The organism is Lysinibacillus sp. G1-3 (genome assembly GCF_056322905.1).
In genome coordinates, this window is sequence record NZ_JBWHYQ010000006.1 from 222,858 (window position 1) to 247,092 (window position 24,235).

23 protein-coding genes, 2 pseudogenes and 1 riboswitch are annotated in these 24,235 nt (G+C 34.4%); of the genes and pseudogenes, 20 read left to right on the forward strand and 5 right to left on the reverse strand.

Going from position 1 to position 24,235, the window contains the following annotated elements:
* The first annotated feature begins 51 nt into the window (after positions 1-51).
* The 3 genes from ACVYAD_RS08325 (at position 52) to ACVYAD_RS08335 (ending at position 3,200) form a co-directional block, all read left to right on the forward strand.
* The gene (locus ACVYAD_RS08325) at positions 52-207 is read left to right on the forward strand and encodes a hypothetical protein (RefSeq protein WP_386827026.1); all 156 of its coding nucleotides are present in this window, start codon (positions 52-54) and stop codon (positions 205-207) included.
* A 191-nt stretch (positions 208-398) separates the two neighbouring features.
* Complete coding sequence (locus ACVYAD_RS08330; protein ID WP_476425773.1) at positions 399-1,586, forward strand: MFS transporter; 1,188 nt, start codon at positions 399-401, stop codon at positions 1,584-1,586.
* Positions 1,587-1,931: 345 nt separating this feature from the next.
* Positions 1,932-3,200, forward strand: coding sequence for an MFS transporter (locus ACVYAD_RS08335; RefSeq protein ID WP_476425775.1), 1,269 nt, complete (start codon positions 1,932-1,934; stop codon positions 3,198-3,200).
* Between the two features lie 524 nt (positions 3,201-3,724).
* Here ACVYAD_RS08335 and ACVYAD_RS08340 read toward each other — a convergent pair.
* Together ACVYAD_RS08340 and ACVYAD_RS08345 are read right to left on the reverse strand one after the other, a co-directional pair.
* Positions 3,725-4,096: a hypothetical protein gene (locus ACVYAD_RS08340; RefSeq protein ID WP_476425777.1), complete on the reverse strand. Its 372-nt coding sequence runs from the start codon at positions 4,094-4,096 to the stop codon at positions 3,725-3,727.
* Positions 4,097-4,344: 248 nt separating this feature from the next.
* A complete protein-coding gene (locus ACVYAD_RS08345) occupies positions 4,345-4,467 on the reverse strand; it encodes a hypothetical protein (RefSeq protein WP_349660934.1) in 123 nt (40 codons plus the stop codon).
* 216 nt (positions 4,468-4,683) lie between these two features.
* Here ACVYAD_RS08345 and ACVYAD_RS08350 point away from each other — a divergent pair, with 216 nt between their 5' ends.
* The 6 genes from ACVYAD_RS08350 to ACVYAD_RS08375 all read left to right on the forward strand — a co-directional run bounded on the left by ACVYAD_RS08350 (position 4,684) and on the right by ACVYAD_RS08375 (position 10,541).
* Positions 4,684-5,103, forward strand: a complete 420-nt coding sequence (locus tag ACVYAD_RS08350; RefSeq protein ID WP_476425779.1) for an HTH domain-containing protein — start codon at positions 4,684-4,686, stop codon at positions 5,101-5,103.
* 204 nt (positions 5,104-5,307) lie between these two features.
* Positions 5,308-6,018, forward strand: coding sequence for an IS3 family transposase (locus ACVYAD_RS08355; protein WP_476425814.1), 711 nt, complete (start codon positions 5,308-5,310; stop codon positions 6,016-6,018).
* Between the two features lie 431 nt (positions 6,019-6,449).
* The gene (gene vanY, locus ACVYAD_RS08360) at positions 6,450-7,337 is read left to right on the forward strand and encodes a VanY-A/VanY-F/VanY-M family D-Ala-D-Ala carboxypeptidase (protein WP_476425781.1); all 888 of its coding nucleotides are present in this window, start codon (positions 6,450-6,452) and stop codon (positions 7,335-7,337) included.
* Between the two features lie 165 nt (positions 7,338-7,502).
* Positions 7,503-8,036, forward strand: a complete 534-nt coding sequence (locus ACVYAD_RS08365; RefSeq protein WP_476425783.1) for a VanZ family protein — start codon at positions 7,503-7,505, stop codon at positions 8,034-8,036.
* A 419-nt stretch (positions 8,037-8,455) separates the two neighbouring features.
* Positions 8,456-8,830, forward strand: coding sequence for a VOC family protein (locus ACVYAD_RS08370; protein WP_476425784.1), 375 nt, complete (start codon positions 8,456-8,458; stop codon positions 8,828-8,830).
* A 574-nt stretch (positions 8,831-9,404) separates the two neighbouring features.
* Positions 9,405-10,541 (forward strand): collagen-like protein, encoded by a 1,137-nt coding sequence (locus tag ACVYAD_RS08375; RefSeq protein ID WP_476425785.1) that lies wholly within the window; start codon positions 9,405-9,407, stop codon positions 10,539-10,541.
* Positions 10,542-10,910: 369 nt separating this feature from the next.
* Here the strand turns inward: ACVYAD_RS08375 and ACVYAD_RS08380 are convergent, their stop codons facing one another.
* Both ACVYAD_RS08380 and ACVYAD_RS08385 read right to left on the reverse strand, forming a co-directional pair.
* Complete coding sequence (locus ACVYAD_RS08380) at positions 10,911-11,231, reverse strand: DUF4183 domain-containing protein (protein WP_349660928.1); 321 nt, start codon at positions 11,229-11,231, stop codon at positions 10,911-10,913.
* Positions 11,232-11,283: 52 nt separating this feature from the next.
* Positions 11,284-11,703 carry a DUF4183 domain-containing protein gene (locus ACVYAD_RS08385; protein ID WP_349660927.1) on the reverse strand — a complete coding sequence of 140 codons (420 nt, stop codon included), beginning with the start codon at positions 11,701-11,703 and terminating at the stop codon, positions 11,284-11,286.
* A gap of 464 nt (positions 11,704-12,167) precedes the next feature.
* Here ACVYAD_RS08385 and ACVYAD_RS08390 point away from each other — a divergent pair.
* The 6 genes and pseudogenes from ACVYAD_RS08390 to ACVYAD_RS08415 form a co-directional block, all read left to right on the forward strand.
* Positions 12,168-12,544, forward strand: a pseudogene (locus ACVYAD_RS08390) (MFS transporter); the annotation flags it as partial.
* Positions 12,545-12,814: 270 nt separating this feature from the next.
* A complete protein-coding gene (locus tag ACVYAD_RS08395; RefSeq protein WP_476425787.1) occupies positions 12,815-12,988 on the forward strand; it encodes a hypothetical protein in 174 nt (57 codons plus the stop codon).
* Between the two features lie 822 nt (positions 12,989-13,810).
* Positions 13,811-14,317, forward strand: coding sequence for an NPCBM/NEW2 domain-containing protein (locus tag ACVYAD_RS08400; protein WP_476425789.1), 507 nt, complete (start codon positions 13,811-13,813; stop codon positions 14,315-14,317).
* 352 nt (positions 14,318-14,669) lie between these two features.
* The gene (locus ACVYAD_RS08405; RefSeq protein ID WP_476425791.1) at positions 14,670-16,754 is read left to right on the forward strand and encodes a serine hydrolase domain-containing protein; all 2,085 of its coding nucleotides are present in this window, start codon (positions 14,670-14,672) and stop codon (positions 16,752-16,754) included.
* A 263-nt stretch (positions 16,755-17,017) separates the two neighbouring features.
* Positions 17,018-17,428: a hypothetical protein gene (locus ACVYAD_RS08410; protein WP_349660922.1), complete on the forward strand. Its 411-nt coding sequence runs from the start codon at positions 17,018-17,020 to the stop codon at positions 17,426-17,428.
* A gap of 271 nt (positions 17,429-17,699) precedes the next feature.
* Positions 17,700-17,917, forward strand: a pseudogene (locus ACVYAD_RS08415) (GNAT family N-acetyltransferase); the annotation flags it as partial.
* A gap of 60 nt (positions 17,918-17,977) precedes the next feature.
* On the opposite strand, the gene ACVYAD_RS08420 reads toward ACVYAD_RS08415, so the two are convergent.
* Positions 17,978-18,595 (reverse strand): FMN-binding negative transcriptional regulator, encoded by a 618-nt coding sequence (locus ACVYAD_RS08420; protein WP_476425793.1) that lies wholly within the window; start codon positions 18,593-18,595, stop codon positions 17,978-17,980.
* 169 nt (positions 18,596-18,764) lie between these two features.
* On the opposite strand from ACVYAD_RS08420, the gene pdxR reads away from it, so the two are divergent.
* The 5 genes from pdxR to ACVYAD_RS08445 all read left to right on the forward strand — a co-directional run.
* Positions 18,765-20,165: a MocR-like pyridoxine biosynthesis transcription factor PdxR gene (gene pdxR, locus ACVYAD_RS08425; protein WP_476425795.1), complete on the forward strand. Its 1,401-nt coding sequence runs from the start codon at positions 18,765-18,767 to the stop codon at positions 20,163-20,165.
* Between the two features lie 510 nt (positions 20,166-20,675).
* Positions 20,676-20,774, forward strand: a riboswitch (purine riboswitch).
* A 71-nt stretch (positions 20,775-20,845) separates the two neighbouring features.
* The gene (add, locus tag ACVYAD_RS08430; protein ID WP_476425797.1) at positions 20,846-21,838 is read left to right on the forward strand and encodes an adenosine deaminase; all 993 of its coding nucleotides are present in this window, start codon (positions 20,846-20,848) and stop codon (positions 21,836-21,838) included.
* 410 nt (positions 21,839-22,248) lie between these two features.
* The gene (locus ACVYAD_RS08435; protein ID WP_349660917.1) at positions 22,249-22,638 is read left to right on the forward strand and encodes a spore coat protein; all 390 of its coding nucleotides are present in this window, start codon (positions 22,249-22,251) and stop codon (positions 22,636-22,638) included.
* A 327-nt stretch (positions 22,639-22,965) separates the two neighbouring features.
* A complete protein-coding gene (locus tag ACVYAD_RS08440; protein WP_476425799.1) occupies positions 22,966-23,208 on the forward strand; it encodes a hypothetical protein in 243 nt (80 codons plus the stop codon).
* Positions 23,209-23,406: 198 nt separating this feature from the next.
* On the forward strand, positions 23,407-24,235 hold an 829-nt coding region (locus tag ACVYAD_RS08445; RefSeq protein WP_476425801.1), incomplete at its 3' end, for an IS110 family transposase.

A 24,235-nucleotide genomic window follows, 5' to 3' on the forward strand; every position in this document is an offset into this window, starting at 1 on the left:
CGAAAGTATTATGAATGCTAATTATGTCTCATAAGAAAGAAGAGTGCGCGAATGAAAGAATTAGATGATTTGAAGCTGACGATTCTTCCGTTAATTATTTTACTGATTCTTATACTTTTGTGGAAACTGACCGAGTCTGTTGGAGCAGGTATGCTGATTATTATTTTCTGGATTGGCTGGCGGCGCCTTATTAGAAAATCACTATAAATCGAATATGAGTTACAGCCAGCTTTATTCAAAAAAGCTAAACATCGTTTGATACTGGAATCAAACGGTGTTTTTTTGCATTTGCCTCTAATCTTCTGCATAGTTCTTACTTTAGAAAACGACTATGTACGATTATTTGTAATTTTGTTACTATGTAGTAATTAATAAATGAAACAGCAAGGAGATACGGCATGTGGCATAATCGGAATGTATGGATTATTTTATTGGGTGAATTTGTCGTTGGTCTTGGCTTATGGGCTGGGATAATAGGCAATCTAGCTTTTATGCAAGAGGTCGTTCCCTCTGACTTTCACAAATCATTAATTATTTCTTGCGGTATATTGGCTGGCTTAATAGTAGGTCCGTTGGCAGGACGTATTATTGATAATTCGCAGAAAAAAACAGTTATACAGTGGGCAAGTGTAGGACGAATTATAAGTGTTTTATTTATGTTTATGGCACTTTTTACAAATTCGGTTGTATGGATGATTCTTTTTTTAATCACGCTGCAAATAGCAGCAGCCTTTTATATGCCTGCTCTACAATCTATTATTCCAATGATTGTTAAGGATAAGGATTTAATCACACTTAATGCTTGGCAAATGAATGCCCGAACGATTTCAAGGATTATTGGTACGGCTGCAGCAGGATTCATGTTAAGTTTCTTTGAGTTGAAATGGTTGTACATCATTTCATTTATTGTCTATATTTTGATGTTTGTTATTACGAGCTTCCTACAATTGGATGAGATGGATATTCATTCTTTAGCAACTAAGGAAAAGGGCGGCTTTAAAGAAGTGTTACCGATGGTGAAGGAGCACCCAATAGTTTTAATGACACTTGTTTTAATGTTAATTCCAACATTATTTTTAGGTTCCTTTAATTTAGTTATTATGAAAATTTCTGAGATTCATCATTCAACGACAATATCTGGATTATTGTATACAGTTGAGGGCATTGGTTTTATGCTTGGTGCAGCTGGTTTAAAATTGATTACGGAACGGGTGAAAATTGGTACACTCCTCTTTACTTTAGCATTTATCATCGGCTCAATGGAGCTCATGCTACTATTATCGGATATTAAATTTTTTGCATTAGTAGCTTTTGGCGTTTTTGGTTTTTCAGTAGGCTGTTTTTTCCCAACGACCATGGTGATTTTTCAAAAGCAAGTGCCAAAAGATTTTCATGGCCGATTTTTCTCATTCCGTAATATGATCGATTCTGTCATCTTTCAAGTCGTCTTATTGTCAACAGGCATGATGCTAGATTTAGTTGGTTTAAGTGGATTGGGACTAGTTTTTGGTATAATCAGCTTAAGCTTAACGATCACTTTTTTACTATATTCAAAGAAAAAGAATGTTGTGATGCAAGCGCATTAATTAAAAAGGAACTGTCAAATTTGTATTCTACTTTGACAGTTCTATCTTCTTATTACGTTCTATATACATTTTACATAGGAATATTTAGGATACGGTCTATGGACGGTACTTCTGCTTTCTTTTGCTAAGAACTTTTATGACTAACGAGGACAGGTTTGTTGAATGGAAAAGTAATAAAAGTAATAGATGGTATTTTTATTTGAATTCTAAATAATATTGCGATCTCTTGATAAAACATCTATTGTCCAATCTCTGCAATGAATGATTTTGTAGAAGTTGTCGAATGGGCTGACAAAATGGTTATGTTTAATCATTAAGATAAGTAGAAAGAAGGTATTGAAAAAAATGTTTGGAAAAACACAAGACCCGATAGAGACTTATATAGAATCACCCGAAAAGCTAAAGAGCTTATATAGACGAGTGCTACTCGTTGTTAGTCTCTCACAAGTTTTTGGTGGGGCAGGACTTGCAGCAGGTATTACGGTAGGGGCTCTTTTAGCTCAACAAATGCTAGGAACGGATGCTTATGCAGGTGTACCTTCCGCTTTATTAACTTTAGGGTCGGCAGGGACAGCTTTAATTGTGGGGAAATTATCTCAACGTTATGGTCGTCGTACAGGTTTATCGGCAGGTTTTATTGTCGGAGGACTCGGTGCAATTGGTGTAGTGATTGCTGCCATCATAAATAGTGTCATTTTATTATTCGCTTCTCTACTAATCTATGGCGCAGGAACTGCAACAAATTTACAAGCCCGCTATGCAGGGACAGATTTAGCCAATAATAAACAACGAGCAACGGCTATCAGTACAACAATGGTGATGACAACATTCGGTGCTGTTGCAGGGCCAAATCTAGTAGATATTATGGGGGGATTTGCTGTTTCTATTGGTGTGCCGGCTCTTGCGGGTCCATTTATCTTATCAGCAACAGCATATATCTTAGCAGGTTTGGTCCTTTTTATTATGTTACGTCCGGATCCATTAGAAATAGCGAAAATGATTGAAGCGCACAAACAAGAAACTGAGCATGGGAATAAGATCGAATCCTTTAATAAAAAAGTTTCTAATAAAAGTGGTCTTGCAGTAGGTGCAACGGTTATGGTACTTACTCAAATTGTAATGGTTGCTATCATGACAATGACACCCGTACATATGAAACATCATGGCCATGGTTTATCGGAGGTTGGACTGGTTATCGGATTTCATGTAGGAGCCATGTATCTTCCGTCGCTCGTAACAGGTATTCTTGTTGATAAAATCGGACGTACTGCCATGAGTATTGCTTCCGGAGTGACTCTGTTATTTGCCGGTTTATTGGCGGCATTCGCACCGAGTGATTCTATGGTTCTATTAATCATAGCTCTTTCTTTACTTGGGTTAGGGTGGAACTTTGGCTTAATTAGTGGAACTGCTCAAATAGTAGATTCAACAGAGCCTTCTACACGTGCAAAAACGCAAGGGAAAATAGATGTTTTAGTTGCACTAGCAGGAGCTTCTGGTGGTGCTCTCTCAGGCATGGTAGTGGCTAATGCAAGCTATGCAACATTATCTTTAGCTGGAGGTCTATTATCTTTGATCCTTATTCCAGTTGTCATTTGGTCAAAAAAAGCTTGAGATAAATTATATGATACTAACAATGGTTACTAAAATAGTTTCAAAGTAACCAATGCAATCTTTTTTTAAACAAGCAGTGAAATCAAGTATTTAGAGTGAATTTAAATAAAACTTACAACTTCAAGAGCTTTGCTACTTATAAATTGTAGTAGGGCTCTTACCTTTTGATTAAAAATAAATACCTTTATTAATTCTATTCAATAGAGGGTATGGGTTATAAAACAGTAGCGAAAGAATTAGAAATTGATCATTCGATGATAAGACTTTGATTTCAGGCAAGAGACTACTAATATGCCAAAGCAGAAGAATTATTATAAATAAGGTAACAACAACACTTGGAAATGTTTAGGGGTAACCAACGGCTTTAAGGGGATGTTTCAAAGTGAAAATGAAACCCATTTCCTACAGTCATTTTGATGATATAAAATACAACAAAGTATAATTAAGATAAAAAGATGTCTGCTTATGGGGGAAGCAGACATCTTTTTTTTTAAGGATTCTAATGTGCAATAAAATTATTGTCCTCAAATACCTGTTTTATATTTAGAAATATTTTTTTCTTTTTCAAAAATAGAAGTACTCTGTTCATATTTTTTTGGATTAGATAACTTTTCAATCTGTTGTATCAACATATCATTTAAATCTCCGGACTCTTTCATATTTTTTTGGGTTTGTTTAACCTCCATAATAAGTACTCTTTGTCCATTTGGTTTCACAATATATTTACGTATATAACCATTTTCATATCTGATCTCAAGTTTAGATTTGTTATTTTTTTCGTCTTCGTCTTTATGTATATTTTCATTTCCAAATAAATCTAAGAGATTTTCATTTTTTATATTTTTATTTACCTCTGTTTTTAAATAATTTAATGTACTACCGGTTTGAATTTTCATTCATAATTCTCCTTCGTTTCAAAATATAGTAAATCAAACTTGTGTTAAATAAACTTAAAATAGGTTTAATTATGTATTTTTGTATAATTTGTTATAACCTATAAAGTTAATAAATGGGGGTTCTATTATGAAATTCGTTCAGAACTTTTAACATCAGTTTTCTGATACACAAACATAAAGTATTGAACAATATAAGGATTAAACAGCGCTTAAAATATCGCTCTATAATCCAGTTATGTATTAAAAAACTACTTTTTTCTTTCAAGTTCCTCGATACGTTTTTCTAACTTTTTGATTTTAGAATCTGCTGAGACAGCAAAAACAAATGACAAACAAGCAAAAGAAAAAGCCATCAGTGCAAAAGAGTCCATTTAAATACCTCCGAATAATAATAAAGGTAAACTTTCTAATTAATGTACGAATGAAATTAAAAAAGGTTTCGAATAGATTTGTGTAGTCCAATGATTTTTGATAAATAAAAACCCGCAACGTTTAAACTGTACCCTATAAGATAGACACTTTGAAAAAAGTCTATCCTATAGGGTACTTTTGTTTATAATGAGAAAAAAGATGTCGGAGCGTAATAAATGACGAAAAGAATATTTACTAAAAAAGAGCAAGAACAACTAAAATGTAATTCTAATATCCAGGCTATTAGTGATAAAGCAATTACTTATACTGAGGAGTTTAAACGCCATTTTATTGCAGAAAATGAAAAAGGAAAACTCCCAAGAACGATTTTTGAAGAGGCTGGTTTAGATGTAGAACTGATTGGTTTGAAGCGCATTAGTTCAGCGGGAAAGCGTTGGCGTGCAGCTTATCGCACAACTGGAGTGGCTGGTCTACAAGATACACGTAAAACGAATTCAGGTCGTCCAGTAGAACGGGAATTAAGTTTAGAAGAAAAAATTGCACGATTAGAAGCAAAAAATCAATTATTACAAGCGGAGAATGAACTTTTAAAAAAGCTCGATCTACTCGAAAGGCAGATGTTAAAGAAGAAATAACAATCGCAACGGAACTAAAGTTTGAATTAATCAGTAAAACGATTCAAAAATATAAACTAAAACGTTTAGTAAGCTATCTATGTGAAATCATGGGCGTATCTCGTTCAGGTTACTATAATTATTTCACAGAAAAATCAGCGCAAAAGCGTGAAACCCATGAGTTAGCAGATGAAGCCGTCAAAGAAATCATTTTAAAAGCGTATCATTTTCCGAGGACGTAGAAAAGGTGCACGTCAGATTAAGATGACGTTAGAAAATCAATATGGAATTACATATAGCTTAAAACGTATTCGCCGTATTATGAAGAAATTCGAGATTGTATGCCCAATTCGAAAAGCGAATCCGGCACGTAGAATGGCCAAAGCAACAAAAGAACATCGTACATGTCCAAATGAATTACAGCGTAACTTTAAACAAGGCGTAGCAGGAAAAGTATTATTAACTGATATCACGTATTTGACGTCCGGAAAAGGCAAACGTGCTTATTTATCAACGATTAAGGACGCTGAAACAAACGAAATTTTAGCGTATGAAGTATCTGCTTCATTAAGTATGGATATTGCGCTCAATACTCTTCGTAAATTGAAGCGAAATCACCACCATTTAACGAAAGATGCATGTATTCATTCAGATCAAGGATTCCATTATACGAATCCAAAATTCCAGAAACTTGTGAAGAAAATGGGACTAGGGCAATCTATGTCACGCCGAGGAAACTGTTGGGATAACGCCCCTCAAGAATCCTTCTTCGGTCATTTTAAAGATGAAAACAATCTGAAAGCGTGCGAAACATTAGAAGAAGTAAAACGAGAAGTAAAAAGTTATATGATGTATTACAACCATTATCGAGGGCAATGGAAGTTGAAAAAAATGCCGCCTGCAAAATACAGACGGCAGCTTCAAAAGGTTGCCTAGCTTTTTTTCAAAATGTCCTTTATAAAGGGTACACTTAATTGTTCCTAAGCTTTTTTTGAGGTTTTAAATGAAAGAAAAGTTATGAATATAGCATTGGTTTTTTATGTATCTAAAAATATTCCTTTGTTGACGTTTGGTAGGGTACGTCGTCGTCATAAATATCGCAGAGATCCATTGTGCATCAGATAGTGGATAAAAAGCTAATTATTTCTATTGGGTTTTAGCGAAGCGTACACCTAGCTTGTAAATTATAAATAAATTCAAAACACTTTTATAAATGAAGAGGCAAATTATTTTTTCTTCACTATAGTTAAGATAGCTTCATATTTTAAGTAAGTAATTTAAGAAAAACTTAAGAATCATCCTACTTTTTTCTTAATTAGTTTTACTTATAATCTTTTAAGTAAAGAAGAATAAGGGAGAAATTAAGAATGAAAAAGTGGGGCTTTTTATTAATTTTTTCAATATGTTTGGGTGTGACAGCCTTTAAGATAGGACCATTCTTTCGAGATGAAAAAGGTGTAATAGGAAATGCCTATAATGAGAATGGTGTAGTGGAGGGAAAGTTGTCTTTTGGAAATATAAAAAAAGTAGAAATTCCAGTAGAACAAATTTATCAAGGAAATTTACTTTTGGTCAACAGTAAGCATCCAGTTCACAATGAAAGTATAAAATCAGATGTCATCAATTTAAATGTTCGCAAAGAATTGGTAAAAGGATACAGATTGTTTAATAGCGAAACATATTTATCAGAAGATATTGCAAGGAAATTTTCGGATATGGTTCTTGATGCGGAAGAAGATGAAGTTTCTAGTTTTTTAATTACAAGTGGTTTTCGAGGATTTGATGAGCAATCTAAACTTTATAAAGAAATGGGTTCCATTCGAGCCTTGCCAGCAGGTTACAGCGAACACAATTTAGGTTTATCGCTTGATGTGGGAAGTACCCAAGGGAAGATGGAGGTAGCACCTGAGGGAGAGTGGATTGCAGAGAACGCTTGGAAATACGGGTTTACTCTACGTTATCCAGAGGATAAAACGGACATAACGGGAATTATGAATGAACCATGGCATATTCGCTATGTCGGTTTACCACATAGTGCGATTATGAAAGAAAAGAATTTTGTGTTAGAGGAATATTTAGACTATCTAAAAGAAGAAAAGCATATTTCTGCTACTGTAAATGGTCAAAAATATGAGGTCTTTTATTATCCTGTTAGTGAAAATACCACTATTAATGTGCCAGCAAATCTTCGTTTTGAGGTATCGGGCAATAATACGGATGGTGTGATAGTGACAATATTTCCTGATAACGTGTAGAAACTTAGGTGAGGGTGCGGAATAAACTGAACGAAATTGATGAACGGTATTACCACACGGCGAAAATAGGGATTAAATTAAGTAAAATATTAATGTTTACAGGGGATTATAATAATATAGGCAGATATCTTATAAGAAAATAAATTAGAATTTGGAGAATACTCTATGAAGATTAATGAAAGCAAAAAAACAGAACACAACTATATTTTGTTAATTATAGGATTAGGATTTTATATTTTTATTTTATTTGCATTTTTATTTTTAAAAGCGAATTCATTTCAATCTATAAATCTTATACCGTTTTATACTATAACAGATTATTTATCTATTGGTGGTATTTTTTCATTAGTTAATGTACTGGGTAATATTGTTTTATTTATACCATTAGGTATCTATTTGATTTTGTTTAATCACAATAAAAGGATATTCATTAACACTTTATGGAGCGTTCTTATTAGTGTGGCAGTTGAGATCTTGCAATACTCATTTAAAGTAGGTGCTACTGATATAGATGATATAATTTTGAATGGATTAGGTGGATTCCTTGGAATTATTATTTATAAAATCTTATGCAAAATTTTTAAAGATAAAGTCGAATATGCTATTGGGTTAATTTCAATTATAGTAGGAATAAGTTTCTTGATTTTGAGTATTTGTTTTTCATCAGGTGTTTTCGGTATTAAAGTTCGCATTCTTTAATATTCTTATACTCTTGCTTGATAGACCTTGCTCTGCACTCTTATTTGCACATTAGTGAATGAATACACTTAAACTCCCATGAAAGAACGTAATCATCTTTCATTTTCTATGGTTAGTGTTAATTTCACACGACTTGGATGGCTAACGGGGGCTAGAAAAGGTTAAACTCCATTTTGATTTATATTTTTCAGAATAGAGTTTGTTTCAAGCGTTACTCAATAATAGAAAAGCTTAGGAGTTGTTCCTAAGCTTTTTTAGGTTTTAAATAAAGGCTGTTTTCTCAAAGATTGTTGCTATTAAAACAAAGAGACAGATCTAATCTACAAAATGCGTAGAATGAACTCTGTTTTTTCAAAATAAAGGATTCTCATAAATGCGTGTAGAATATTTATGGTAATACTAAGAATAGGTGGGGTGAAATGGTGAATCAGGTTTGTGTTATAAGTATTTACGTGCCCAATTTAAACAAAGCAATTGACTTTTATACCAATACTTTAGGTTTTGAATTAAACAAGCAGTATGGACCTAATATTGCATCACTAGTACACGGAGAGTTACCAATTATTTTAGAGGAGAACGAGAACGATAATACAACCTTTAATCAAGATAATAAAATTACAGGAGTTGTATTAGGATTGAGTACTGAAGATATTTATGAAACGGTTAAATTTTTAAAAGATAAAGAAGTGGAATTTATTGTAGATGAACCAACTAATTGTCCTCCAGGAAAATATATTAGTTTCAGAGACCCCTTCGGAAATATTTTAGAGTATCTCCAATTTGAAAATATGTAACAAGCATTAAAAGTTCAACATAATGGTTGAACTTTTTTAATTTCCTTTTGTAACAAACCTGCTTTGTTAGTTGAGTAACAATAAACCACTGAATCTGCTTAAAAAGCATCCGATAAAAGGTGCCTTTGGTCTTTTCTTAATGCTTCAACTGTGAAATAGTTAGATTTTTGACAAGCTGTAATAAGCAGTAACTCAAAAAATAGATGAGTCAATTAACAATATAGGTTGGTAGTATTTATTTCAATATTTTTAACGACTTTTTTATCAAGATCTAATCTATATAGCATTGATTTTTTATGTATTCAAAAAGATTCCTTTGTTGGTGTGGTGCATCAAATATTGGCGGTTCTGTTGTAACTAAACAGGATGTTACAGCTTTTTATCGTGCTTTAGATGAAGGGAAATATTATCTTTAAAAGGTTTTTACATAAAAATGAAAGATTAATATGTAACACTTTAAGGAGGATGGAATAAAGAATTTATAAGATATCATTTTCCGGTTATTTCGCTAGTGTTATGTCTATTTCATTATTTTTAATTAAAATATTATAAAAAAAGAGGAGGAGGTGATCTAATGAGATTTAGTAATTTTAGAAGAGGGCTAAACGGAGAAACAGGTTCAACTGGAGAGGTAGGTTATCAAGGAATAACAGGAGTAACTGGTTTGACAAATTTCAAAGGGTTAGCGGAAGAGGTAGGTTCACCTGGATTGCAAATAATAGTGGGGAGAATTGGAGCAACAGGAGCAACAGGAGCAACCGGACCACAAGGGGTAACTGGAACAATAGGAGCAACAGGTCTGCAAGGTGTGAGCGGGACAACGGGAGCAACAGGTCTGCAAGGTGTAACCGGAGCAACGGGAGCAACTGGTTTGCAAGGGGTAACCGGAGCAACGGGAGCAACCGGACCCCAAGGTGTAACCGGAGCAACGGGAGCAACCGGACCCCAAGGTGTAACCGGAGCAACGGGAGCAACCGGACCCCAAGGTGTAACCGGAGCAACGGGAGCAACCGGACCCCAAGGGGTAACCGGAGCAACGGGAGCAACTGGACCACAAGGGGTAACCGGAGCAACGGGAGCAACCGGACCACAAGGGGTAACCGGAACAACGGGAGCAACAGGTCTGCAAGGGGTAACCGGAACAACAGGAGCAACAGGTCTGCAAGGGGTAACCGGAACAACGGGAGCAACTGGTCCACAAGGGGTGACCGGAATAACGGGAGCAACAGGTCTACGAGGGGCAACCGGAACAACAGGAACAACTGGTCTGCAAGGGGTAACGGGACCAACCGGACCAAGTGGTTCAGGGTTAATGGAGGTTTTTCTTTCTACAGATCAATCAGTAGGAAACAATGACTTTCTTGGATCAGGTACTTCATCAGCTTCGTTTGTAAGAAGTTCAATAGTTATTCCAGTGGATGCTACGATAAAAAGTATAACTTTAAATATACGTGACCACGGTCTAAGTGCTGGACAAATAGCTTCCGCCCAAATATTTACAAGTTCAAACTGTGGATTTACTACTCCGATAGCTACTGGAATTATAGCTACAGTTACAGGACCAAACTCGTCTACAACTCCGAATTGTTGTGCAACAACATCTGCAAATTTAACAGTTAATAGATGTACACTACTATCAGTTCAATTAACTACAACAGGTGGGGCATTTTCTAATGGTGTTACTGTGACTATTTTATTAAATACTCCGTGATTTGATGTTTTTGATCGAAACAAAAAGAAAATATTTCAAGTTTAATAAATTGTACAGGGGAAAAGGAGATAGCTTAGTGCAATAACAGCTTGGACCGTTACATGTAACAGTTTGCTATCCCGAGTAAGTATATGCCAAAAACATTACAACTTTATATATGTATGAAAGGTATGAAATAAAAAGAGCCATCTCCTTAGGAGGAAATGACTGAAGTGATAATGAAGAGAATTCGAGAAGAGGGATTTCTATATAAATATTTATAGGCTTGGAGGGTGTCACTTGGGATAAAAGTGACCCTAAGCACCAAAATAGAAGACAAGCTAGAAAGCTTACACTATTAAAATTTATTGTTTGGATGATTATTAGTCATTAAGTTTGTGTAACTAATTCCACAGCTTCTACTACCAAAGGAGTTCCTGCTGTGATTGTACCAGTAACACCGTTAAAAGTTAACTCTGTTGCAGAAATTGTAAACGAATCACCTTCTTGTAGTACACCATTTATATAAAAATTATAGTAACCATTTGCTACTACTGGAAAAGTAGTAGCGGCATTCCCGCTATCATCTAGAAAGGCAGTCGCAAGGATTGTAGTACCGTCAGCAACTGTTAAATTTGCTGCTAACACATCAAAAAATCTTGTGGAAGTAGCATTAACGTTTACATGAATATTAATAATTGAAAGAGCCATTGTTTCACCTCCTTTCAAGGGGAAAAGAAAAGTAATTTAGCAGATTTTTATATCATATTTGTTGGAATCCCAATGATTCAATAATGATTGGTGTTCCGGCAAAAATAGTGGCATTAAATGGTTTAAGGTTTAATGAATCTGAGGTTACTTTATAAGCACCGCCCTCTTGCATCACAGCATTGATATAAAGATTGACATAACCATTGGGATTAAAAAGTTTGAATTCTGTTACTGGATCTCCATTATCATCTGTAAATAAATTAGCTGGAAGGGTTGTTCCGTTTGTTAAATCAATATCTTCTGCAACAATATAGAAATATCTATTTATTATTGGAATAACAGTTCCTTCAGGGATTACCACTGGTGGAGGTTGAATAGAACATATGTCAACAGCTTTTATCCGGGGCAAAAAAACTCGGTTATTTTCACACCAACTGTCACTAATCAAATTTTGTGGATCCATTTTTTTCATTATTTGTCACCTCCATTTCGTAATATATTGCTTACCCCGTAAGTTATAGGCGTTTGTTACTTATTAATTGAAAAAGCTGTTCCTTCAGTAGTATTTTATGGATTTATGTTGGAAGGTGGTTGGTAATATGTCTATTAAAGAGAAAATAAATAATATTTTTAATGAAAAGATGGGATTATTTAAATACCTAAAATCAATTGAGAGCTATGAAAAAGGAATTTTGAAAAATACGGGGAGATAGATTTTTACCTTGTTACTAAGCAATTTGAGGAAAGTAACTATAAAAGGGTCACCGAGTAAATAGTGAGAAAAAATGTTGTGCATAGCAAAGTTTTAAAGAGTATAGTATGAACACAAAAAGACAAAAATTTTACCCCCTATGAGTGGGTATTTAAGTAAATGGAAAAAGCTATCTAAATTAAAATGTTATAGGATATTATTAAACTAACAGGGGTTAATGGAAGAATAGTTCAGATATTATGGGTGAATTTGCAGTTTCTATTGGTGTGCCGGCTCTTACAGGTCCATTTATCTTATCAGTTTTGGTCCTTTTTATTATGTTGCGTCCGGATCCATTAGAAATAGCGAAAATGATAGAAGTGCACAAACAAGAATATGGACATAGAAATAAGGCAGGATTTTTTAATAAAGCTCACAATAAAAGAGGTCTTACAGTCGATGCAACGATGATGGTACTTACTCAAATTGAAATGGTTGCTATTATGACGATGACACCAATACATATGAAACAGCATAGTTACGGTTTATCGGAGGTTAGACTTGTTTTAGGATTTCATTAGGTTCTATGGTTCTTCCAACACTCGGTATAGATCTGATTATTGTTTGGTCTATAGGTTATTACATAAATCGAAAGGCCAATCGTTATGCCTTTAAGGGAAACTTAATAACGATTGGAAAAACATAAAAAAGTATTTACATTTTAAGTTTTTATTTAGACTCACAAAAAATTTTATGTTTACAATGAAACTTTTAAGTAGATGTTTTATGAGTGTAATTCTAACATTACAGTCACTAAAAATATATCGTATGCAAAAAATAATTTGGACAATAATAAAGGGGAAAATAAAATTTCCTTAAATGAGGTGAATACATGAAAAAAATACTTTTAGGTACGTTTACAGCGATACTGTCTACTGGAATATTGTTCGGATGTGGTACACCTAATGATGAACAGGAGCCAGATCCGACTGAAGAACCTTCTGAACAACGAGATCAAAATAAAAATGATCACGAAAATGATCATGAAGAAGAAAACAATAGATAGATTTTGCATTGCAAGTTCTCTAGTTAAATATCTTAGAAAAAGCCACTCTATGTGAAGTAACCCGCTAATAGCATTAGGAGCTTGGGTAAAATGAGTTCGGTATTGCACCGAACTCGTAATCATTGTCTTTAAGTTGTTCTGGACCTGAATTCAAATCTTTGATGAATGAACCAGTCGGTCCAAATTTATCACCAGCAAAGCTTTTACGGTAAGGTAATGTATTTTGAAAGAACTACTCACACTTACTTAGAACAGTTTCTTTTTAGGGTTTTAATTTTAATAAAATTCATGAAAAAATAACGAGGTGCTCCATTTATAAAGGAGCCCTCGTTATTTTTGTTGTATCATATAAGTACTAAAGTTAATTAAGATTAAAAATTTAGGTAAAAAAGGTAGTGTGTGTTAAAGACTCGACCATATCGTTGAATAAATCCAGGTTCAATACAACCACAATCGTCCCACCATTTCCGCCTCAGTATCCACCATAAAAATGAGCTACTACGAGGTTAAGAGACGTAAGAACTTTAAATGTATTTATGACTTCTATTGATGAAAAAAAGTTTAGGTGGATTTCTTCCTAATGGCAACAGTTATTTAGGAAGTGTTAATGAACGTTTTCCCAACCTGTGGATTAATGTTTCCAATTGTATTCTTTAGATAAAATTTGCAGTTATTAAAAAAGATTGAAAATTTTGGTTTGTTATGTGAAGATAAGAAATGTATTTCAAAATCGAAAGGGGATTTATTTGATATGAAAAACACAAAGCAGGTTATTAATCAAAAGGTTTTCGATTTAATGTATTAAGTTTAGCTGTGGTTTTAATGCTTACAATTTGTACATTTTTTGTAAGCGGAAATACTACTACTTTAGCTGCTACACCTGTATTTGTGCAATTAAGGGATGAATTAACTCCAATTTCAGTTACAGGAGATATAGAGCAAATGACATCTAATTATTTTTCTTATAATAAAAACCAATCGTTTTATAAAACACAGTTATCTATTAATGGTGTGAAATATGAAAAAGAGATTGGATCGCACTCAAATAGTTCAATTAAGTATAATTTGAATGGACAATATACTAAATTTACAGTAGATGTAGGAATAGATGATCAAGTAGCGCCGGGTCATGGATCTGTGGATTTTGTGATAATCGCTGATGGTAAAATTTTAAATATAAGTCCGGTTAAAAAATCGAACGAACCAGCTGAACATGTAGAAGTAAATATTGCAGGAAAAAATACACTTGATTTAGTTGCGTTTGATGCTAATGATAATATTGACAATGATCATGCCAACTGGGCGGATGCAATATTGTTTATTCAATAAAAGCCAATAGATAAAGTTATATCTTTAATAGACTAGTATTCTTAATAAAATGTGGAGCATTATAATATGGTATTTTTAAACTGAACTAATATTTATAAAATTTAGTTCAGTTTTTATTTATAAGAAAATCTACTCACAAATTTTAAAAAGATTACTACTTATAGGCGCCTATTCTTGTTTTAACTAAATAGTTTTTTTACGGAAGGTAGATACTGAATTTTACCTTTTATTTACTTTGTTTTTCCTTTAATTTGGTTTTGGTTATGTATACTGCTTAACAAGGACAACAAGGAGATACCTTTGTTCGAAATAAGCAATGAAATCGATACTTATCTAAGGAGGCAATTCTTTTATGAAAAATAAATTATCTGGCGTGTTAGCTGCTACATTAGCGTTAACGATGAGCCTACCAACAGGAGCGATGGCGTTTTCTAGCAGTCAGAATACGGTTGTAGTAGCTAACCAAGAAGTAGCTAGCCAAGAACTGAAGAAGATTGCGGCAGAGAAGGCTGCGCTACTTACAAAGTCCTATGAGACGACTAGTGTGCAGTATGCGTTAATTGATAATGGCAAACTTATTTTGTCGGGTCAGACAGGCAAGAACGATATGAAAGGGAAACAGCCACTGACCAAAGATACCCTATACGGGATTGGTTCAGTCAGTAAAATGTATGCAGCGGCAGCTGTGATGAAATTGGTCGACGAAGGAAAAGTAGATTTGGATGCTCCTGTCGTCGACTATGTTCCTGATTTCAAGATGAAGGATGAACGGTATAAACGCATTACGCCGCGTATGCTGTTGAACCACTCCTCCGGCTTGCAAGGTACTGGGTATGGTAATACATTTTTATTCAAAGATAATGATACCTATGCACATGATAACTTGTTGCGGCAATTGTCCAACCAGCACTTGAAGGCGGATCCTGGAGCGTTCTCCGTATACTGCAACGACGGCTTTACGCTAGCCGAGATTATGGTGGAAAGAGTCAGTGGTATGAGCTTTACCGAATTTATACATCAACGGTTTACAAAACCCTTAAAGCTAAATCATACGAAAACGCCGCAGGACAAATGGGAAGACGATAAGCGGGCTGGACTTTATTTTCCAACTTATCAAGGGCAGCTTCCTACTGAATCGGTGAATGTGATCGGTACGGGAGGGATCTCTTCCACAGCAGAAGATATGGTTCGATTCTCACAATTATTTATGGGGCAGGGAAAAGGAATCCTCTCTGATAAGGCAGTCAAGGCGATGGAGCAAGAGGAATATAAAAAAGGAATGTGGCCGGGGGATGGAGATAATATCTTCAACTATGGTCTTGGCTGGGATAGTGTGAAACTATATCCATTCAGTGAATATGGGATAAAGGGCTTGACTAAAGGCGGCGACACGGGACTGCAACACGCTTCACTGGTCGTACTTCCTGAACAGAAGATGGCAGTGGCTGTGTTGTCCTCCGGCGGTAGCAGCGCTACAAATCAACTGATGGCGACTGAAATACTGCTCGCTGCACTCAAAGAGAAGGGCACAATTAAGGATATCAAGCCGAACAAATCCTTTGGCAAGCCGGTCAAGGCCAAGGTGCCTCAAGATGTAGCGAAGAAAGCGGGTTTTTACGGCAATAGTTTCAGTCATTTCAATGTAGAAATCAAGAAAAATGGAGAACTGTTCTTACCATCTAATCCAGAAGAAAAATATGTATATACTGCGAATGGAAGCTTTATTAACGAGAAAGGTACCTCCAAACTCAACTTCGTCACTGAGAAGAATGGAAGAACTTATTTGAAAGAAAGCTCATTTATATCGATGCCTGGTTTAGGGCAAGTAGCGCTTACTCACTATTTAGCCGAGAAACTAGAAGACAACATGCTATCGAAGGAAACCACTGCCGCATGGGCGAAGCGGGAAGGCGTCAAGTTCTATCTCGTAAATGAGAAATATAGTTCTGCTCAATATCTCGCACCAATGATGCTTACAACACAAATTAATCGAAATGAAGGTCTAGAGGGCTATTGGGCCGGCCGAAAAATTACAGGCCCAAACTCGGCCGCGCATCAGCTACAGATCCCTGGGATGACAGGCCGTGATACGACGGAATCTCTTTTTTATACAGAAGGCGGTAATGAATATATGGAGATGTCCGGATTGTTATACGTAAGTGAAACCAACGTAAAACCGCTTGATGCAAGCAAATCATCTAAAGTTACGTTACAAGCAAATGGGCATGCGAGATGGTTTACGATCCCGCAAGCGGTAGCAGGGAAAACGATGAACGTGGCGTTGCCAGAGAAGAGTGCGTTCGCGGTGTATGATGAGAATGGAGTATGCGTCAATTTTACTGTTGTGAGTAGCGATAACAAAGTAAAACTGCCGAAGGACGGAACGGTTGTATTTACTGGCGTGCCGAACTCGGAATTTGAAATCACGTTGAACTAGCTGCAATTCAATTTTAGGGTTTTAATATTAATAAAATTCATGAAAAAAATAACGAGATACTCAATTTATAAATCGAGTATTTCGTTGTTTTTGTTGTATCATACAAGCACTATAAAAGCGGCTAAAATAGGTTATTAGCCCTTAAAACAAATCAATCTAGAGATTTTTAAGATTGTAATAGAGATAATAGCGGATACATATCTAGATATTTTACATAAGTTAATTTAGATTAAAAATTTAGGTTAATAAGGGAGTGTGTGTTCATGACTCAACCATATCGGCGAAGTCCAGGTTCAACCCAACCACAGCCACGTCAAATAAGTCCAGGTTCAATACAGCCACAGCCATATATAAGTCCAGGTTCAATACAACCACAGCCATATATAAGTCCAGGCTCGATACAACCACAACCGTACCCACCATTTCCACCATATCCGCCACAGTACCCACCATTTCCACCGCAGTATCCACCACAATATCCACCATACCCACCATATCCTCCACCACAACAAACTGGTGGATGTATTCAAAAATGGGCTAATATGAAGTTAAGAGACGGAAGAACTTTAAATGTATTTGTGACTTCTATTGATGAAAAAAGTTTAGGTGGTTTCCTTCCTAGTGGCCAACAGGTTGCAATAGATTTAAATGAAATTACATTTATGACTTGTTAAAACTTCAAATTACCTATAAAAACATCTTAGATATTTTATTATAAGTCAATAAGTAAAGTAGTATCTTAAATACACGAGTCACCTTAATAAAATGTGTACATTATAATACATTATTTTTATGCTGAACTAATTCAAACAATTTAGTTCAGCTTTTTTTTTTGAGAAAAAACGGAGATTAAAATATTTACGAAGTAATAGTACACGCTTTCCAAACCTTCAAATAAGTATCTTCAAATTTTTCCCTGCATATGTAGGTGCCACTTTGCGTGGAAGAATTTGCATTAGGAATAAATATCAAGGAAAAGGACTAGGAAAACATTTAATCAACAAAGCGATGGAAATAGCTGTAGCACAAAACAAAAAAACATCTGGTTAGGTGTTTGGAAAAAGAATGATAATGCCATATTTTTTTACAAGAAAATAGGTTTTATCCATACTGGGACTCACTCTTTTTATATGGGTGATGAAGAACAAATTGATATATCATGACAAAAATTTGTATATACAATATATGGAAGAAACGTTTATATAACATTTCTGCCTTCTGTTTTAGTCATTTTTATTTTTCTTCATAGCTTCTGCCACTGCAGAAGCATTAGGATCCTCTTCTTTATAAAGCTCGCTAATAATATTTGCGTAATCATTAGCATTACGATTTTGACTTAATTTATAGGCAGCTTGAACTTCTTCTATTTTAATTCTAAATCCTTTTATTCCTTTTAACTCTTGTTGTAACATTTCAGGAGAAAGTTTATCCCACAATACAGGCTTTTCACGGAATTTCTCATATTTTTCAAGTAAGTTAATTAAATCTTGTTCTAACTCATTTCCTGCAATGAGACTTGCTTTTCCATAAACATGAACTGATTGATAATTCCAGGTTGGCACATTTTCTTTTTCATACCAAGAAGAAGAAATATACGCATGTGGACCATTAAATATAACTAATATTTCATCTATATCCTCAAAAGTCCTCCATAAAGGATTTCCATATGCACAGTGACCTGTGAGGTAATATTCATCCTTAATTTTATTCAATAATAATGGTACATGGGCTGCTATTGGTTTTCCTTTTCTTATTGAAACAATTGTTGCAAATGAATTGTCTTTAATAAATTTTTTGATTTCTTCTAAATCAGTTTTTTTGTAATACTTAGGAATATACATGTAAAATCTCTCCTTACTTAATAAAAATCATTGTGAGTTTTTGGAATAAACAAAATATTATTATCGGATGTGTTTACATTTTCTCTGTCACAATGTAGATTTTATTATAATAACCCTCTGGTACCGTTAAAAGTGCCAAGAATGTTATTTCTAAAGGAGCCAAAAATATATGTTTGAAATTACACCAATATTAAATAATGGAGAACCACTATATTTTCAATTATATAAATACATTAAAGATGAAATTCAAAATGGAAACATTTTAGCTAAAACCAAATTGCCCTCTCAACGAAGCTTAGCTAAACATTTAAACATTAGTCGCAACACAGTAGACGTTGCATATCAACAGCTCCTTGCAGAAGGGTATGTGGTAAGTAGAGAAAGAGAGGGGGTATATGTTGTAGAACTTGAAAAGGATTATTTTCAAAAAAATAATGTTAAATTTGATAAAACATTATTAAAGTCTAACCAAGAAAAAGATCCTACTGTAATTAAGTATGATTTTAATTATGGGGATATAAATTTAAAAGACTTTCCCTATAAAATATGGCGTAAATTGAGTATGCAAAGTCTTAATGAAGAACAAGGACACCTTTTTTTATATGGGGATGCACAAGGTGAGCTTGAATTAAGAGGTTATATTGCAAAATATCTTTATGAAGCTAGAGGGGTTAAATGCTCTGCAGACCAAATTGTAATAGGGGCAGGTTTGCAATATCTTACAGGAATAGTATGTAACTTGATTGGACGAGAAAAGCTTTTTGGTATGGAAGATCCAGGATATTATAGAGTTCGCCACCTTTTTGAAGATAATGGTATAAGGGTAAAACCAATACATCTTGATGATTATGGAATTAGTATCGCCCATTTAAAAAATAGCAAGGTTAAAGCCATATATGTGACTCCATCTCATCAATTTCCAATGGGAACAGTCATGCCTATCTCAAGAAGACTAGAATTATTAGAGTGGGCAAAAGAAGAAAACGCTTATATCATAGAGGACGACTATGATGGTGAGTTTAGATATGCTGGGAAACCAATACCGGCTCTACAAGGATTAGATTCGTATGATCATGTTATTTATATGGGAACATTTTCAAAATCGTTGATTCCTTCCATAAAACTAAGTTATATGGTTTTACCAAGAAAATTAATTAACTTATATATCGAGAACAGCTATTATGTTCAAACTGTGTCGAGATTACATCAACATACTTTACAATTATTTATGGAAAGTGGTCATTGGGAGAGGCATCTGAGTAAATCAAGAAATAGCTATAAGAGAAAATACGAGGCCTTATTAAAGGCAATTAATCAAATAATGGGAGATAAAGTGAAAATTTATGGTGCTAGTAGTGGATTACATATTCTGCTGGAACCAAATAATAGTATGTCCGAAGATGAACTAATAGAAAAAGCAAAAATGGAAGGTGTAAAGTTATATCCAACGTCAATTTTTTATGCGATTCCTCCAGAAGAAAAACCAACAAAAGTTTTACTTGGATTTGCTAACTTAGATGAAGAAGGAATTTATAAGGGAATAGAGCTTTTAAAAAATGCTTGGTTTTAATCCATATTATTTTATGCTTTTAAGAAGTGAATATTATTTCAAATAAAAAAATTCAAAGCATATTATAAAAAAGGACATGCTCTTTTATAAAAGCTTTCTTTGGTGGCATTCGGTACTTCGAGTGCTTGCAGACATTTGCGTAACTAAAAGACTATCTAAAAGTGCTGTAGCAGAAGATTTAATTTCTATTTGTAAAATGGTAATTACACCAAACACTGCCTTAAATAAAATGAAACCATTTACTACTGCCATTTTATTGATATAGAATTTATATATATAAAATATTACTAATAAAAAAATGACTGCTAATGATAAAGCAGTCATTTTTTTATGAAGGATTTTTAATGTGCTATAAAACGTGAATTGTCTTAGGTTCTAATTGAAATTTCATGTTCGTTAATAACTTGAAATTCCAAATGCGGCTACTGACTGAAAATTTTTATTGTAGAATATGCTTTTTATTAAAGAAAAGGTTCGGAACCATGTTGACAACCTAATATTTTTTTATTATTATTTAAAAAAATAAAATTCCGTATAACCCCAATAATATGGTTTGGGGGTCTCTACCAGGAACCGAAATTCCTGATTACGAAGAAAGTACAAGTACAATACTTGTATCTTCTTTGTAGTCAGGAATTTTTTTGTATTTTAATCTAAAAATTTATTTTAGGAGGACAAAAATGAACTTTTTAGCATTGCCCAAAATCGAACTTCACTGTCATTTGGATGGAAGCCTAAGGGGTGAAACTATTATCGATATTGCACAGAAGGAAGGTATTCAGTTACCATCTTTTGATAAGGATGAACTGCAAAAGGAGCTAATTGCTCCGTTAGAATGTGAATCCCTTGATGAGTATTTAAAAAGATTTTCTCTTCCTAATTTAGTTATGCAGTCTAAGGAGAACTTAAGAAGAATTACTTTTGAGCTATTTGAGGATGCAACAAGAGAAAATGTGAAATATTTAGAAGTCAGATTTGCCCCGTTACTTCATATATTACAAGGTCTTGATGTTGAAGAAGTTATTCAATCTGTTATAGAGGGGATGAGGGACGCTGAAAGCCGCTACGAAATAAAGGGAAATATAATCTTGTCTTGCATGAGAACGATGTCTGTAGAAAGCGCATTTGAAGTAGTTGAAAAGGGGAAAAAATTCCTTGGAAACGGTGTGGTGGCAATTGACCTATGTGCATCTGAAGAAGAAGGCTTTTGTGAAAAATTCGTAGATCCAATTGCATTAGCTAAAAAATATGGCTACAGAGTTACTATTCATGCCGGTGAAACAGGAATTGGAAAAAACGTTTTAGATGCTGTTGAACTGCTAGGTGCTGAAAGAATAGGGCATGGAGTATTTATTAAAGATTGCGCCGAGGCTTATAAGATTGTGAAAGAAAAACAGGTAGTGCTTGAAATGTGTCCAACAAGTAATGTCCAGACGAAAGCCGTTCATAATTATTCTGAACATCCGATTTATAAGTTTCATAAAGATGGAATAAAAGTGACATTTAATACGGATAACAGAACAGTTTCAGATACTACAATGGAAAAAGAAATACATTTAGTTGACAACGAATTTAATCTAAGTGAAGAAGATTATCGGATAATTTATTTAAATAGTGTAGAAGCATCCTTTGCCGATCAAGAAACTAAAGAATGGTGCTTGGCACAATATTAAAGAAATTTAAATTAGCAACACAAACTATCCTAGAACTCGAACATATTGTTGAGGGATAAATAATTATTAAATGTAAATGAAACAACATAATGAGCTTTGCTACTTACAATTTGTAGCATGGCTCTTATCTTTTTGAGTAAAATTAGATAACTTCATTTTTTTAATCAAAAGAGATACTAGTACATACATGGTTTATCTGAGATTGGAATTGTTATAGGATTTCATGAAGGTTATTTGTATCTTCCATCTCTCGTAACAGTAATTCCTGTGATAAAATCCCACGAACAACCAGGAGTATTATAAGTATTGATAATATAATATTTTCTATTCTTCACTCCTCCTTCCTTTTCGTCCAAACAACTTTATTCGATATGAATAAACTTAATATATGAAGAGGAGGTGAATATAAAATGGCATCATTTGAAATTGGCTCGAGAAGTCTTTTCAATTTCCGAAACGAACGCTTTTTCCTATTAGTTGAAGATGAAATTACAATTCCAGAAAAAGGTGTAGAGATTGATCCAGTTAATATCTATGAGATTGACCAACAAACTTTCAATTTTATTAGAGATGAAGGAGATACACCTGTGATTCGACCAGTTATTAATCTTCCAACTGTACCACCTGGATTTGAATTAGAACGAAAATGTATTTTTACAGTTGATAATGCATACTACGTAATTTATGATTTAGAGAATGGTACTGATACCAATGTTTTATTAAGAATCGGTGCAGCTTTATTTAACTCCTTGAGAAATTCAGGTGTTCGTGAATGTATTCCTCAAGATTTCATTAACTAAATGTTATTGCCCTATTAAATGTATGGGTATAATAAACAAGCGTCCAATTTATTTTATTGGGTGCTTGTTTTTTTGTGCACCTGGCATGCGAATTTCATTGACAGCTGGGAATGATTGGATGAGTTTGCTTCATATCGAGTAAATGAGGCGGATAGATGGTGCTAAAGTGCATGCGCTTTTCCGGAGGAGAATTAGAGCGACACTAGGATTAACAGGTTATATATTTGCTAAAACACTTAAATTCAACATTAGAGATCATTCTAAGCATTAAAAGCTATACATTGACGTTACGTAAAGGACTAAGCTATTAGAATAGGAGGAGGTAATGTGGAAATAATAAAAATCAACTTAATCAATAGCTTAGAATTTTATGATAAGTGTTTAGTAGGAAATGGTAATGAAGATTCATTCCGATATGAATTGATGCAACCAATGAAAACAATGTGGGATTATTTAAATGTACCGTTAAAAGCAACGCAATCTAATGGATACGATATTATTATGGCGTCAGAGATGTTAGGGATTTGGACTCCATTGCACTATTATTATTGTTATCACCTCCGATTCTAAGTTTGTTTTTGCACTAAAGGAGTGCTTTACTTGAAGATTATTGAGTTGCATAATGCAGCTCTTTTTTTCTTTATTGAACTAACGGAGCAGCATTCCTGTTTGAAGGATGTTCGAGGTCTTGAAAGAAAAGGAGCCCTCTAGTATGATGCATGAGTGTCAACGACCATTGACCCATCATCAAACAAGGAGGACTCCTTTATGCATTTTAAATGGAATAATAAAATTAATCAAGTTACTGAAAATACACTCGTTGTCGGCATGGATATTGCCAAGCGTATTCATTACGCATGCTTTGTCGATGAACGCGGGCGAGTAATAGAAAAAGCTTTTGCGGTACATCAATCGAAAGAAGGCTTTGAAAACTTGTATGAAAAGATTCTTCAAACAATGAAGGACGCTAAGAAAACTGAAGTAATAATAGGGATTGAGCCTACTGGTCACTACTGGATGAACTTAGCCTATTTCTTAGATCAATACGGAATCCCACTAGTCATGGTGAATCCAATGCACGTAAGACGTTCGAAAGAACTAGATGATAACTTACCAACAAAGCACGATAAAAAAGATGCACTAGTCATCGCTCGCTTATTAAAGGATGGACGTTTCAGTTATCCACGTATATTGAAAGACATTGAGGCTGAGCTTCGTATTGGTTCTACTCTTCGCTCAAAATTGACGGAGGATTTGGCTAGTATTAAAAATCGAATCATTCGTTGGCTTGATCGCTACTTTCCAGAGTTTACTCAAGTCTTTCCTAATTTCGGGAAGATGGCACTTGCAACACTAGAAATGACGCCATTACCAAAAGATATTAAAGAGAAAACAGCTGAAGAGCTGGTCTTTCTTTACCGACAGGTAAAGGGAATGAGAGCCCCACAGTTACCGAAAGCCAAGCTTCTGATTGAAGCCGCGCAAAACTCTATCGGACTGACAGAAGGAACACAGATGGCCCAACACGAAATCGCCACGCTCTTACGTCAGTATCGGTTATTAGAAATCGAAATTGAAACTGTAAATAATCAATTAG